Genomic DNA, 13,512 nt, shown 5'->3' with positions numbered 1-13,512 from the left:
GACAGCAGGGATGGCCTGGGACAGAAACCAGATGGCCGAGCGCGCCGCGCAAGAGCTTGAAGACGGCATGTACGTGAACCTCGGGATCGGGATTCCGACCCTTGTGGCGAACTACATCCCGGACGGCGTGGACGTGACGCTGCAGTCCGAGAACGGCATGCTGGGCATCGGTCCCTTCCCCACCGAAGACGCGGTGGACGCCGACCTGATCAATGCCGGCAAGCAGACGGTGACCGAGCTGGAGCGGACGAGCTATTTCGACAGCTCGACCAGCTTCGGCATGATCCGCGGCGGCAAGATCGCGATGGCGATCCTTGGGGCGATGGAAGTGGCCGAGAACGGCGACCTTGCGAACTGGATGATCCCCGGCAAGCTGGTCAAGGGCATGGGCGGCGCGATGGATCTGGTCGCAGGCGTCAAGCGCGTGGTCGTGGTCATGGACCACACCAACAAGGCGGGCGAGTCCAAGGTTCTCAAGGAATGCACCCTGCCGCTGACCGGCACCGGCGTCGTGGACCGGATCATCACCAACCTTGGCGTGCTGGACGTGGTCGAGGGCGGCTTGAAGATCGTCGAACTTGCGCCGGGTGTCAGCGCTGACGAAGTGATGGAAAAGACAGAAGCCGCGATCGTGTGACGCGGCCTCTGGCTATCGTATTGAAAGGGGGCCGCCGGCCCCCTTTTCTTTCGCCGACGCGGATTACTCGGCGTCGATGACGAGGAACTCGCGCACGGCTTGCTGGTTCACCGGAGCGGTCTGCTCGAGATCGAAGTTGCCAAGGTAGACGCGGCCTTCGTTGCCCGACTTGCCCTGAGCGCCTTTCAGAACCACCAGTTCGGCGGTCGAGTATTCGCCCGGCTGAACGCCGAGGCTTTTGGCGAGCTGAGCGTTGTCGGCCAGTGCGGGACCAGCGACGGCGAGGGCGAGAACGGCTGCGATTGCGGTTTTCATGGTGATCTTCCTTTTCATTTCTGTGGCGGCTCTTGCCGCTGATGAGTGGGATGTATGGGGCGCCTTCTGACCTTCAATGCACATTTACCTCACGTTAGACGTCTGGCTGTGCACTGACGCACACACATAACGATCCAAATGCACCGACGGAAATTGAAGGCAAAGAAAAAGGGGTCCGTAATGGACCCCTTTTTTGATCGCCCTGAAGCGGTCGATCAGTCGGCTTCTGCCGCCGAACGGAACGCGTCGATCGCGACCGGGTTCTGCGTCGAGCGCGACGCGTCTTCCAGGTTGTTCAGGTACACACGGCCTTCGTTGCCGTCTTCCGAAGCTGCGCCTTTCAGCACGACAAGCTCTTCCAGGGTGTACTGGCCGGGCTCGACCCCAAGGCTGCGGGCCAGTTGGTCGTTGGCCAGAACGGGCGAAGCGGCGGTCAGGGCGAGGGCGGCTGCGATGATGGTTTTCATGTCTAGTCTCTTTCTTTCAGGTTCAGGTTCACGGGTCGTGCCCGCTGTGGGATGGAATTTATGGAGGCTTTTCGGTTCTTCAATGCACATCAGATGTAATTTTGATTACGTTTTGTTTACTGATGCACATTCTGCAGAAGCGTTATGAGCCAATGCCATGAATTGCCGGGTGGACGTGGTGATTGTCCGCCCTTGTCTTGCCTCCTGTCAGGGTTTGATTACTGAAGCGCGGTCGGGACCTGCACCGAGCGGGTCGATTGCTCGGCAAGGTTCTTCAGGTTCACGCGGGCATCGTTGCCCGACTCGTCCTGAGCGGCCTTGATTGCGACGAGTTGTTCCAGCGTGTACTGGCCGGGCTCGACGCCAAGGCTGCGAGCAAGCTGGTCGTTGGCCAGGACCGGCGATGCGACGGTAAGCGCCAACGCGGCTGCGATGATGGTTTTCATTTTCTGTCTCCTTGATCGTTCTGGCGGCTGTGTGTCGCCGTCTGTGAGAGCGATTTAGGCGCAGCGTGTCGCGCCATCAATGCACATGACTGGAACCAATTCGTGATCGAGGTGCGCATGTGCACACATCATCCGCAGGAATGCGTAAGAGACCGCCCGGACCGGCATGCGGCGATGCTTCCAGTGTTCGCATTGTAGAAACAGGTCCATAGTTTCGCCCAAGTTTGTATCTAGATGCCGTTGCACGAGCGACGGACAGAGCCCCGGCTGCAAGGGGCCGCACGAAGGAAAGACATGCGCTGGAAAACCGCTGAATATCATGGCTGGGGCCGCGCCCTGCGGGCCGAGGGACAACTGGCGCGCCCCGAACGCCGCGCCGCTCTCGATGCGCTAATGGGCGAGGAACCCGCCCCCGCGATCGGGATGCGCCGGTCCTACGGCGACGCCTGCCTGAACACCGGCGGACGCGCCGTCGACATGACCCGGCTGGACAAGTTCCTTGCTTTCGATGCCGAACAGGGCCTGCTGACCGTCGAGGCCGGCGTCACACTGGGCGAGATCGTCGATACGCTGGGCCCCAAGGGCTGGATCCCGATGGTCCTGCCCGGCACCGGCTTTGCCACCGTGGGCGGCGCCATCGGCAATGACGTTCACGGCAAAAACCACCACCACGACGGCAGCTTCTGCCAGCACGTCACCGAACTGACGCTGATCGCTCCGGACGGGACGGCGCAGACCGTGAAGCCCGATACGCCCCTGTTCCGCGCCACCGCAGGCGGGCTTGGGCAGACAGGAGTGATCGCCTCGGCGCAGCTTCGGATGCGCAGGATCAAGGGCGACGTGATGACCGTCACGGAACGCCGCGCGCCCGATTTCGACGCCTTCCGCGCCTTGCTGGACGAAAGTCACGCCAGCTATACGGTCGGCTGGATCGACACGACCGCCACCGGCGCCCGGCTTGGCCGTGGCATTCTGGAGGAAGGCGAGACCATCGCCGGCCTCGTTCCGCCAAAGAAGCCGTCGAAAACCGTGCCCTTGGACGCGCCGGGCTTCGCCCTGTCGTCCCCTGTGGTGCGCATGTTCAACCGCGCCTATTACGCCCGCGTCCCCAAGCGCGGGCGCACCGTGGTCAAGCCGCTCGACAACTTCTTCTTCCCGCTCGACAAGATCCACGACTGGAACAGGCTGTACGGCAAGCGCGGCTTCCACCAGTTCCAGTGCGTTGTGCCGCTGACCGCCGTCGAGGTGATCCGCGACATGCTGGGCCGCGTCGCGGTGTCGGGCCTTGCCTCGCCGCTGGCGGTGCTCAAACGCACCGGGCCGGGCCGCGCGGGACACCTGAGTTTCCCGATGGAAGGTTATACGCTGGCCTGCGACCTGCGCGCGCGTCCCGACGCGGTCAAGCTTATCCAGCGGCTCGAGGCGCAGACGGCGGACGCGGGCGGGCGGATCTATTTCGCGAAGGATGCTTTGTGCTCGGCGGACCGAATTCCGCAGATGTATCCGGAACTTGAGGAATGGCGGGCCGAGGTGGCGAAGATCGACCCCGATGGCGTGCTGAAGACCGACCTCGTGCGTCGGCTGAGCTTGCGGAGTGCGGCATGACCGAGACCTGGATCCTTCTTGGCGCAACCTCTTCGATGGCGCGCGCGCTGGCACGGGCCGTGGCCGAACGCGGCGACAGCGTGATCCTTGCCGGCCGCGACATGGCCGAACTCGAGGCGATGGCCAACGACGCCCGTCTGCGCGGCGCGAAGCTTGCCGAAGCGGTGCTGTTCGACGCCCGCGACCCCGGCACTTTCGGCCCCCTGATCGCCCGCGCCGAGGCGCTGGAAGGCACGATCAACGCCGCCGTCTTCGTGGGCTCGATGCCCGAACAGGCGCAGATCGACGCCGACCCTTCCTTGGTCGACGGCACCGTGATCGACAGCTTCACCGGCCCTGCCCGCTTTCTGACGATGCTGGCCCCCGTGATGGAGTCGCGTGGCAAGGGCACCGTCGTCGGCGTCGGCTCGGTCGCGGGCGACCGCGGGCGGCTTGGCAACTATGTCTACGGCGCCGCGAAGGCGGGTTTCGCGACTTACCTGTCGGGCTTGCGCAACCGGCTGACCCGCTCGGGCTGCCACGTGGTCACCGTGAAGCCCGGGTTCGTCGACACGGCAATGACGTGGGGCATCGAAGGCATGTTCCTTGTCGCGCCGCCCGAGAAGGTCGCCGCCGACATCCTCAAAGCGGTCCGCAAGAAGAAGAACGTGATCTATACGCCGTTCTTCTGGCGCTACATCATGCTGATCATCCGGTCCGTCCCCGAGCCGATTTTCAAGAAGTTGTCCATCTGACACGGGCACCGACGGGCGGCGGTTCAGGAACAGCCGCCCGGTTTCCGGCGTTGTCGCTTCAAATGCCGCGCATTTCGCGCGCCAAACGAAGGACGACAACACATGCTTTCCTGGATTCTCATCCTCCTCGCCGTGGCCGCCGTGGCCGGTCTTCTTGGCTTCGGCCGCCTGTCCGGCCTTGCGCTGTCCGGCGCGAAACTTCTGATCCTTGTGGTTCTGGTGCTGTTCCTGCTGGTCCTGTTCGGCGTCATCGCAATCGCCTGACCTCTGGCATCCGCCACGATTTCCGCTATTGAGCGGCCATGAGCCAGGACGACAAACCCGCGAAATCTCATGGCCGCCTCGCCATCGGCGCAAGCGCCCAGCCCCGTGACCTGATGACGGACCGCCCCGACCTTGCCGGGGCGTGGACGGCGCGGGTGATCACCCTTTTCCCCGAAGCGTTCCCCGGTGTGCTGGGTCATTCTCTGACCGGACGCGCGCTGGAACGCGGGCTTTGGCAGATCGACCCCATCGACCTTCGGATCTTTGGCGAAGGCCGCCACCGCAATGTCGACGACACTCCGGCGGGAGGCGGCGCTGGCATGGTCTTGCGGGCCGACATCATGGGCCGCGCGCTGGATTTCGCGGCCCGCCGCAGCACGGCTTCGGCCCAGGATTGGCCGGTGCTGTATCTTTCTCCGCGTGGCCGCCGGTTCGATCAGGCGATGGCGAAACGGCTGTCCAAGGCGCGTGGCGTGACCATGGTCTGCGGTCGGTTCGAGGGGCTGGATCAACGCGTCATCGACCACTACGGCATCGAGGAAGTCAGCCTTGGCGACTTCGTCCTGACCGGCGGCGAGATTGCCGCGCAGGCCATGCTTGACGCCACCGTGCGGTTGCTTCCGGACGTGCTGGGCAACGAGGCATCGACCGAGGAGGAAAGTTTCTCGGATGGTCTGCTTGAGCATCCGCAATACACCAAGCCCGCCGAGTGGAAAGGCCACGAGATCCCGCCGGTTTTGCTGTCTGGCCACCATGGCGAGATCGCGAAATGGCGCCGCCAGCAGGCGGAAGCCATCACGCGAGAGCGGCGCCCCGACCTGTGGGAAGCGTATGCGGCGCGGACCAAGGCGGACAAGGGCTAGGCCGCCAGGGGAACGCGGCCTTTTTCCTTGCCAACCCACCCTGCTTTGCCTAGAAGACGCCGGACCTGACGGGGCGACCCGATTCAGGTGCTACTGCTGTTCCGGAACGGGATCGGACAAGGGGGTTTCTTCGCCCCGCCTCGCCGGACCCCGAGAGTGGCAGACCAAGGAACGACGACCTGTATCTCCGGCGGGCGCTGCGGCGGACCCGACAGAAGACCGAGAGCTCTGAGGCGGCATTAACCTTCCCGGGAAAACCGGGGGCAATATAGGAGTGGATCAGATGGACCTGATCGCGCAACTGGAAGCCGAGCAGATCGCTGAGCTCGGCAAGGATATCCCGGATTTCAAGGCCGGTGACACCATCCGCGTCGGTTACAAAGTGACCGAAGGCACCCGCACCCGGGTGCAGAACTACGAAGGCGTCTGCATCAGCCGCAAGAACGGCTCGGGCATCGCGGGCTCGTTCACCGTCCGCAAGATTTCCTTCGGCGAAGGGGTGGAGCGTGTGTTCCCGCTGTACTCGACCAACATCGACTCGATCACCGTGGTCCGCCGCGGCAAGGTCCGCCGTGCGAAGCTGTACTACCTGCGCTCGCGTCGCGGCAAATCGGCCCGTATCGCCGAAGTCACCAACTACAAGGCCCCCAAGGGCGCCGAGGCGTAAGGAAACCGGACGATGAAAAAAGATACCCATCCCGACTACCACATCATCGACGTCAAACTGGTCGATGGCACCGTGGTTCAGATGAAAAGCACCTGGGGTTCGGAAGGCGACACTATCTCGCTTGACGTCGATCCCTCGGTTCACCCGGCCTGGACCGGTGGCGGCACCCGCCTGATGGACACCGGCGGCCGCGTGTCGAAGTTCAAGAACAAGTACGCCGGCCTCGGCTTCTGAGCCTCGAAGGTTATCGCGTACAGGACGCCGCCCCTTGGGGCGGCGTTTTTCGTTTTCGCGGGGCAGGAATCGTCGGGCAGACCCGCTTTCCTTTGCGTCAACGCCGTGGCCGCGCATAGGATCGGGGGGCCAACGACCCCAAGCAACGCGCGACATGAACGAAATCCACGCCCACCCCCGCATCATCCTGCACGTCGCCGGCGCGCCGCGCGTGACGGATGCCGGCGGCGCAGACCTGACCGGCGTATCTCGCCGGGGCCTTGCCCTGCTGGCCGTGCTGTCTCAACGGCGCGACATGCGGGCGGAACGTGCCTTTCTTGCCGACCTGCTGTGGAGCGACCGTGGCGAGGAGCAGGCGCGCGGATCCTTGCGGCAGGAACTGACGGCGCTGCGTCGCGTGCTTCCCGACGGCGTGCTGGACGCGAACCGCCAGCAGGTCTGGCTGACCCCCTCCGCCCTGGCCTGCGACGCCACTGGCGGCGGTGATTTTCTGGAAGGCTTCGACCTGCCATCCGAGGGGTTCGAGGATTGGCTGCGCGACACCCGCGCGACCTTCGAACCCGCAGTCGAAGACCCCGCCCCGGTTCCGGGGCCTGACCTGTTCCTGCGCCCCGCAGTTCTGCTTTTCCCGTTCGAGGCCCTGTCAGCCGGCCCGGACGACGCGATGATTGCCGCCGGCCTTACGGAAGACCTGCGCGACGCGCTGAGTTGCTGGCGGTGGTTCCCGGTCATCGGCCCCGAAGCGATCGGCTGGAAATCGGTGAAAGAGGTCGACATGCGGACGACCGCCAGGTCGGTGCGCGCGTCCTATGCGGTGACGGGCACCCTGCGCTGCGCCGGCAGCCGCGTGCGGATTTCCGTGTCGCTGACCGAGGTCGAAACCGGTCGTTCGCGCTGGTCGCAACAGTTCAGCGGAACGCTGGAGGACATCTTCGACTTTCAGGAAGAGGTAAGCCGCGCCATCGTCGCGCAGCTCGAACCGCAGATCTCGCATGCCGAGGCGATGCGGATCGCCCGCACCCGCCCGGCATCGATCGGACCATGGCAGTTGCTGGCACAAGCCGACGAGGTGAACCGGCTTGGCGGCGAGGGCTACGGCAGCATCGAAGCCAATCTCGAACAGGTCCGACTGATGGAACAGGCGCTGCAATTGGCGCCCGATTTCGTCCCCGCAATGGTCCGCATCTCCCGCTACTGGTTCCGCGCCGGGTTGCTGGACTGGGTCGACGACCGGGCCGCGGCCTTCGAGAAGGCGCTGGCGCTCAGCGAACAGGCGGTGCGGCAGGACCCCGACGTGTGGGAGGCGCATTGCTATATCGGACTGACACAGATTTTCGGCTATCAGAACTACGCCGCGGGGCGGCACCACAGCCTTGAAGCGGTCCGGCTCAACCCCTCGGCGGCACTGGCCCGTCATGCCGCCGGCTGTGCGTCGGAGTGGCTGGGCCTTCCGGAAGAAGGGCTGGAACATCTGCACCTGATCTTCCGCCTCAACCCAAGCTATATCGGCCGCGCCGCCGCGCTTGGCGACATCACCACATGCGAGATGTTCCTTGGCAACCGGGAGGTCTCGGTCGAAGCCGCGCGCCAGTTGTTCGCGATGGCGCGGGACTATGCCCGCGGCATTCAGCGCTGTGTCGCGACCTTCGGCTATTTCGACGAACCGGAACTGGCGCAGCGGTCGCTGGCGCGCCTGCGCAAGATCCAGCCCGGCTTCGACAGGGACTATGTGCTTGCCACCTATCCCTACGCCCGTCAGAAGGATCTCGACATGTTCCTGATCGGACTCGAGAAGGCCTGCGCCTTCGCCGACTGACCCCGTCGCCAAGGATATCCACGGCCCCTTGCACAATTCGCCGGGTTATCCACCGCATTTACACCCAAACGGCATCCCCGGCGCTTTTCAACCTGCGGCACACCACATATAGTGCCTGAAAACGGGCAAAGGGCTCTGAAACGGGCCAAACAAGGGGACAGGCCGTGGCGCATATCATCGTCGTCGGGAACGAAAAAGGTGGTGCAGGCAAGTCCACCGTGTCGATGCACGTCGCGACCGCGGTTGCGCGGATGGGGCACAGCATCGGCGTCATCGACCTCGACCTGCGCCAGAAGACGCTGACCCGCTATCTCGAGAACCGGCTTGTCTACATGCAGAAGCATGACGTGGACCTTGCCGTGCCCGAGTTCCGCGATCTGCCCGACGTCGAAAAGCGCGACCTTGCAGAGGGTGAGAACATCTATGACCGCCGCCTGTCGATGGCGGTGGCCGGGCTGGAGCCGATCTGCGATTTCATCCTGATCGACTGCCCCGGCTCGCACACCCGCCTCAGCCAGGTGGCGCACTCGCTGGCCGACACGCTGATCACACCGCTGAACGACAGTTTCCTCGACTTCGATCTGCTGGCGAAGATGGACGGCGAGACCCGCGATATTCAGGGTCCCTCGGTCTATTCGGAAATGGTCTGGTCGGCGCGGCAACTTCGTGCGCAGGCCGGTCTGACCCCGATCGACTGGATCGTGGTGCGCAACCGCGTCGGTCCTCAGCGCATGGTCAACAAGGAACTGATGGTCGCGGCGCTGAAGAAGCTGTCCAAGCGCCTTGGCTTCCGCATCGCCCCCGGCTTCACCGAACGCGTGACCTTCCGCGAGCTGTTCCCGCGTGGCCTGACACTGCTGGACCTGAAGGACATCGGCGTGAAGCAGTTCAACATCTCGATGGTCGCCGCCCGTCAGGAACTGCGCGACCTAGTGACCGAGCTGCGGCTGCCGGGCGTCGAGGTCGATTTCTGAGGGCGCAACCGCGCCCTCACGACACCCGGATCGCCACGTTCTTGGTCTGAACGTAATTCCACAGCGCCTCGCGTCCCTTCTCGCGGCCATAGCCTGACCGGCCATAACCGCCGAACGGGGTTTCGACCCCGCCAGCGAACCATTCGTTGACAAAGACCTGCCCGGCGCGCAGGCGGCCCGCCGCGCGCGCCGCGCGGTCCAGATCGCGGGTGAACACCCCTGCGACCAGCCCGTACTTGGTGCCGTTGGCGATCCGGATCGCTTCGTCCTCGTCCCGCCACCGTATCAGCGCTACCACCGGGCCGAATACCTCTTCCTGCGCGATCTCCATGTCTGGTGTCACACCGGTCAGCACAGTCGGCTCCATGAACGCGCCGGGCCGGTTCAACGGCCGCCCGCCCGTGACGACCTTCGCTCCTGCCGCCTCGGCCTCGGCGACCATCCGCACCGCGCGGTCGCGCTGCGCCTCGCTTACCATCGGCCCCATGTTCGCCCCGAACGCGGTCCGCTCCAGCCCCGGCCCGACCGACATGGACGTGGCAAGCGCCACCATCCGGTCGGCGATCTCGTCATGCACGTCCTCGTGGGCGACCACCCGGGACATGGCGGAACAGACCTGCCCGGCGTTGGTGAAGATGCCCTTCCGCACGCTGGTCAGGAAACCGTCGAGGTCGGCATCCGGATGCACGACCGCCGCCGACTTTCCGCCCAGTTCCAGAACGCAGGGAATCAGCGACTGCGCCGCCGCCGAGGCGATGCGCTGCCCCGTCGCGACCGAACCGGTGAAGACAATCATGTCGATGCCGGGGTGGCTTGCCAGCGCCGCCCCCGCCTCGTGCCCGTAACCCGTCAGGACGTTCAGCGCGCCCTTGGGAAGGCCCACCGCCTCGCCCGCCCGCGCGAACCAGCCTGACGACAGAGGCGTCATCTCTGAACTTTTCACCACACAGGCGTTGCCGGTCGCGATCCCGCAGGCGATCGACCGCGCCGCGATCTCCAGCGGAAAGTTCCACGGGATGATCTGGGCCGACACGCCATAGGGCTCCATCAGCGTGAAATCGAGGTACCCCGCCCCCAGCGGAATAGACTTCCCCTCGACCGTGCTGGCCTGATTGCCGAAGTACTCGAAATACTTTGCCGCGTTCTCCACCTCGCCGCGCGCTTCCCACAGGGGCTTGCCCTGCTCGCGCGTCAGAAGCGTCGCGATGTCGTCGGCATTCGCGCGAAAGACGTCGCCCATCCGCTGCACCAGCCGCCCGCGCTCCAGGGGCCGCATGTCTGTCAGTACGCCACTTGCGTGACAGGCGCGCGCCGCCGCGACCGCGCGGTCCACATCGGCGGCATCGGCCAGCGCCTGCTGCGCCACAAGCTCGCCCGTTGCCGGATCGGTGACCGGGATCGTGCCCGCGCCGCCGTCGACCCATTCGCCCGCGATATGGTTCCGCCCCAGATCCGTCATGCCGTCCTCCCTTTGCCGTCCGTCCTAGGACAGCCGCCGCCGCCGCGCCAGAGCCGTTGACGCCGCCACACCCGCCCGCCACGGTGCCGCGCATGGAGGAGCCCCGCAACATCGCCGTGTTCGACATCGGCCGCACCAATGCCAAGCTGGTGCTGGTCGACCTTGCCACCCTGTCCGAAATCGCCGTCGAAAGCCGCCCGAACAAGGTGCGCCCCGGCCCGCCTTGGCCGCATTTCGACACCGAAGCGCTGTGGCAGTTCCTGCTCGACGGCCTTGCACGGATGCAGGCGGAACACGGCGTTCACGGGATCGTACCGGTGGCGCACGGCGCCTGCGGCGCGCTGGTCGCATCGGACGGATCACTGGCCGCGCCGGTGATGGTCTACGACGACCCGATCCCGTCGGCCGCCGCTGCCGCCTATGACGCGCTGCGTCCGCCACAACACCAAACCGGCAGCCCGCGGCTGGATGCGGGTCTGAACCTTGGCGCGCAATTTCACTGGCAACTGACGCAGGACCCGTCCCTGAAGGCCCGCACCGCCCACGCCCTCGGCTGGCCGCAATACTGGGCCTTTCGCCTGACCGGCGTGACCGGCAGCGAACCGACCAGTCTCGGCGCGCATACCGACCTGTGGAACAGCCGCACAAACCGACCGTCCCCGTTGGCGGGCTACCTGGGGCTGACGCTGCCGCCTGTCCGCGACTGTCACGAGATCCTCGGGCCGATCCTGCCCGGGGTCGCTGCCCAGACCGGCCTGAATGCCGACACGCCGGTCCTCTGCGGCATCCACGATTCCGACGCCTCGCTGTTTCCCTACCTCGTCACCCGAAAGCCGCCCTTCGCGGTGGTCTCGACCGGCACGTGGATCGTCGCCATGGCGCCCGGTGCGAACGCCCCCGACACCGCGCAGATCAATACCGATGCCCTCGGCCGCCCGCTTCCCGCCGCGATGTTCCCCGGCGGGCGCACCTATGCCGAGATGGCGGGCCCGCCACCCTCGGCAACCGACCTCGCCGACACGCTGGCCAAAAGCATCATGCTGCTCCCCGGCCCGCGATGGCACCTCACCGAACCGCCGGAAACCAGCCCGCACCGCACGGCCGCCGCCAGCTTCGCCCTCGCCATCGAAACGGCGGACACACTCGCGCGCCTCGGCCACGCGGGGCCGGTCTTTGTCGAGGGCGCCTTCGCCCGGAACACGGCGTGGCTGGCGATGCTCGCCGCCTGCGGCCACAACGTTGCGGCCGTCCCCTCTGCCACCGGCACCAGCGCCGGCGCCGCATGCCTGTTCCGCCCGGACGACGTGCCGCCGCCAGCCGGTCAGCCCGTCACGCCCCTGCAGGGAGCAGAGCGCTACATCGCCGAATGGCGCCGCCTCGCCTCTTCGTCGGTCTGAAAATATCCCGGGGGGAGCGCGCCGCGCGCGCGGGGGGCAGAGCCCCCTGCGACGGCAACCCCTGAAATCCTACGTCGGCGACCGCTCGGCCCAGCCCGCGAAGACCCGCTCCAGCGCCACCACGATGTAGTACAGCAGGATACCCAGCGCCGCGAGCGCGATCAGGACGGCGAACATCAGCGGATAATCCGAGTTCGTCTTGCCGCTGTCGAACAACGCCCCCAGCCCGCGCCCGTGTGGCGATACGATCTCCATCAGGTTGGTCCCGATGAAGGCCAGCGTCACCGCCACCTTCAGCGCGCCGAAGAATTCCGGCAGCGTCTTGGGCAGCGCGATTTTCCAGAAGATCGTGGCCTGCGACGCGCCCAGCGCCCGCAGGATGTCTCGGTACTCGGGCTCCAGCGTCGACAGGCCGATCGAGATCGACACGGCGATCGGGAAGAACGAGATCATGAAGGCGATCAGGATCGTGTTGAAGTCGTGCTTGCCCACGAAGATCAGCGCGACGATGGGCACCACGGTCGCTTTCGGGATCGCGTTGAAGCCGACCAGCAGGGGATAAAGCGCCTCGCGCATGGTGCGCGAGAAGCCCATGACCATGCCCAGCAGAACGCCGACGACGATGGCCAGCAGCAGGCCCACCACGGTGCGCCACAGCGTCTGCCAGCCCATCACGAGGAACAGTTCCCAGTACCGCGCGAAGGCCGGCGGCAGGTCGGACGGAGAAGCCATCTTGTAGTTCGGCCAGCCATTCGCCCAGACCAGAAGCTCCCAGAGCCCGAGGAAGACGACAACAGCGAGGACGGGGACGAGGATCTGACGCAACAGGGTCATGCCGCCGACTCCTCTGCCGGGGCGCGGCCCTGCGCGATTTCAATCTGGTGGCGCAGGATCGCCAGCATCTCCGCCGCTTCGGGCGTATACAGATGATCGAGGTCCCGTGGCCCGGTGTCCGGCACCTCCAGCACGTATTGCGTGCGCGCCGGGCGGCCCGACAGCACGACGACCTGATCGGCAAGGAAGATCGACTCGCGCAGGTCGTGGGTGATCAGGACGCCGGTGAAGGGCTCTTTCGCTTTCACCTGATGCATCGTCTGCCACAGATCCTCGCGCGTGAAGGCGTCGAGCGCGCCGAAGGGTTCGTCAAGGATCAGAACCTCGGGCTGGTGGACCAGCGCGCGGCACAAGCTGGCCCGCTGCCGCATCCCGCCCGACAGTTCCGACGGGCGCTTGTCCTCGAACCCCTCAAGCCCCACCAGCGACAGCAGGTAGCGCGCGCGCTCTTCCTGCTGTTTCTTCGAGGTCTTGGTCGGCACGATCTCCAAGGGCAGCATCACGTTCTGAAGGATCGAGCGCCATTCCAGTAGCACCGGATTCTGGAACGCCATTCCAACGGTCGCGCGCGGGCCCTTCACCGGCTGGCCGTGCAGCTTTACCACGCCTTCGTCAGGCTTCATCAGCCCGGCCACCAGCCGCGTCAGGGTGGACTTGCCGCAGCCCGAGGGCCCGACGACCGCGACGAAACCGCCCTCGGCCACCGACAGTTCCAACCCGTTCAGCACCGGCAATGGACCGGCCGCCGTCTTGTAGGCGTGCTTCACGCCGGTGATCTCGATCATAGATGTCATGTCATG

Annotated in this window: 16 protein-coding genes; 10 read left to right on the top strand and 6 right to left on the bottom strand. The window is 65.6% G+C overall.

The window, feature by feature from the left end:
- The first annotated feature begins 10 nt into the window (after nt 1-10).
- Entirely contained in the window at nt 11-637 is a 627-nt protein-coding gene (locus tag ACP156_RS14070; RefSeq protein WP_425051988.1) for a 3-oxoacid CoA-transferase subunit B, read from the top strand.
- A gap of 63 nt (nt 638-700) precedes the next feature.
- Here ACP156_RS14070 and ACP156_RS14065 read toward each other — a convergent pair whose 3' ends face one another.
- From ACP156_RS14065 to ACP156_RS14055, 3 genes are all read right to left on the bottom strand, one after another.
- Nucleotides 701-952 (bottom strand): hypothetical protein, encoded by a 252-nt coding sequence (locus tag ACP156_RS14065; RefSeq protein WP_425051987.1) that lies wholly within the window; start codon nt 950-952, stop codon nt 701-703.
- Between the two features lie 215 nt (nt 953-1,167).
- Nucleotides 1,168-1,419, bottom strand: a complete 252-nt coding sequence (locus ACP156_RS14060; protein WP_425051986.1) for a hypothetical protein — start codon at nt 1,417-1,419, stop codon at nt 1,168-1,170.
- A 218-nt stretch (nt 1,420-1,637) separates the two neighbouring features.
- Nucleotides 1,638-1,865 (bottom strand): hypothetical protein, encoded by a 228-nt coding sequence (locus ACP156_RS14055; protein WP_425051985.1) that lies wholly within the window; start codon nt 1,863-1,865, stop codon nt 1,638-1,640.
- A gap of 294 nt (nt 1,866-2,159) precedes the next feature.
- Between ACP156_RS14055 and ACP156_RS14050 the strand changes: the two genes are divergently transcribed.
- The 8 genes from ACP156_RS14050 to ACP156_RS14015 all read left to right on the top strand — a co-directional run bounded on the left by ACP156_RS14050 (nt 2,160) and on the right by ACP156_RS14015 (nt 9,022).
- The gene (locus ACP156_RS14050) at nt 2,160-3,470 is read left to right on the top strand and encodes an FAD-binding protein (RefSeq protein ID WP_425051984.1); all 1,311 of its coding nucleotides are present in this window, start codon (nt 2,160-2,162) and stop codon (nt 3,468-3,470) included.
- Nucleotides 3,467-4,204 carry an SDR family NAD(P)-dependent oxidoreductase gene (locus ACP156_RS14045; protein WP_425051983.1) on the top strand — a complete coding sequence of 246 codons (738 nt, stop codon included), beginning with the start codon at nt 3,467-3,469 and terminating at the stop codon, nt 4,202-4,204. Before ACP156_RS14050 ends, ACP156_RS14045 begins: the two co-directional genes overlap by 4 nt.
- 102 nt (nt 4,205-4,306) lie before the next feature.
- On the top strand, nt 4,307-4,468 hold the full coding sequence (locus ACP156_RS14040; RefSeq protein ID WP_425051982.1) for a DUF1328 family protein: 162 nt from the start codon (nt 4,307-4,309) through the stop codon (nt 4,466-4,468).
- A gap of 38 nt (nt 4,469-4,506) precedes the next feature.
- Complete coding sequence (gene trmD, locus ACP156_RS14035) at nt 4,507-5,331, top strand: tRNA (guanosine(37)-N1)-methyltransferase TrmD (RefSeq protein WP_425051981.1); 825 nt, start codon at nt 4,507-4,509, stop codon at nt 5,329-5,331.
- Between the two features lie 283 nt (nt 5,332-5,614).
- Complete coding sequence (rplS, locus tag ACP156_RS14030) at nt 5,615-5,998, top strand: 50S ribosomal protein L19 (protein ID WP_425051980.1); 384 nt, start codon at nt 5,615-5,617, stop codon at nt 5,996-5,998.
- A 12-nt stretch (nt 5,999-6,010) separates the two neighbouring features.
- On the top strand, nt 6,011-6,232 hold the full coding sequence (rpmE, locus tag ACP156_RS14025; RefSeq protein WP_425051979.1) for a 50S ribosomal protein L31: 222 nt from the start codon (nt 6,011-6,013) through the stop codon (nt 6,230-6,232).
- 154 nt (nt 6,233-6,386) lie between these two features.
- Nucleotides 6,387-8,048 carry a hypothetical protein gene (locus tag ACP156_RS14020; protein ID WP_425051978.1) on the top strand — a complete coding sequence of 554 codons (1,662 nt, stop codon included), beginning with the start codon at nt 6,387-6,389 and terminating at the stop codon, nt 8,046-8,048.
- Between the two features lie 164 nt (nt 8,049-8,212).
- On the top strand, nt 8,213-9,022 hold the full coding sequence (locus ACP156_RS14015) for a division plane positioning ATPase MipZ (protein ID WP_425051977.1): 810 nt from the start codon (nt 8,213-8,215) through the stop codon (nt 9,020-9,022).
- A 16-nt stretch (nt 9,023-9,038) separates the two neighbouring features.
- Here the strand turns inward: ACP156_RS14015 and ACP156_RS14010 are convergent, their stop codons facing one another.
- Nucleotides 9,039-10,481 (bottom strand): aldehyde dehydrogenase family protein, encoded by a 1,443-nt coding sequence (locus tag ACP156_RS14010; protein ID WP_425051976.1) that lies wholly within the window; start codon nt 10,479-10,481, stop codon nt 9,039-9,041.
- Between the two features lie 92 nt (nt 10,482-10,573).
- Between ACP156_RS14010 and ACP156_RS14005 the strand changes: the two genes are divergently transcribed.
- Nucleotides 10,574-11,878, top strand: coding sequence for an FGGY family carbohydrate kinase (locus ACP156_RS14005; RefSeq protein ID WP_425051975.1), 1,305 nt, complete (start codon nt 10,574-10,576; stop codon nt 11,876-11,878).
- Between the two features lie 69 nt (nt 11,879-11,947).
- Here ACP156_RS14005 and ACP156_RS14000 read toward each other — a convergent pair whose 3' ends face one another.
- A complete protein-coding gene (locus tag ACP156_RS14000) occupies nt 11,948-12,712 on the bottom strand; it encodes an ABC transporter permease (protein ID WP_425051974.1) in 765 nt (254 codons plus the stop codon).
- Complete coding sequence (locus ACP156_RS13995) at nt 12,709-13,506, bottom strand: ABC transporter ATP-binding protein (protein ID WP_425051973.1); 798 nt, start codon at nt 13,504-13,506, stop codon at nt 12,709-12,711. Before ACP156_RS13995 ends, ACP156_RS14000 begins: the two co-directional genes overlap by 4 nt.
- Between the last annotated feature and the right edge of the window lie 6 nt (nt 13,507-13,512).

Origin of the sequence: Psychromarinibacter sp. S121 (assembly GCF_049801035.1) — a bacterium.
Lineage (GTDB): Bacteria > Pseudomonadota > Alphaproteobacteria > Rhodobacterales > Rhodobacteraceae > Psychromarinibacter.
Note: the sequence above shows the minus strand (reverse complement) of the source record. Positions and strands in the feature narration are given on the sequence as shown.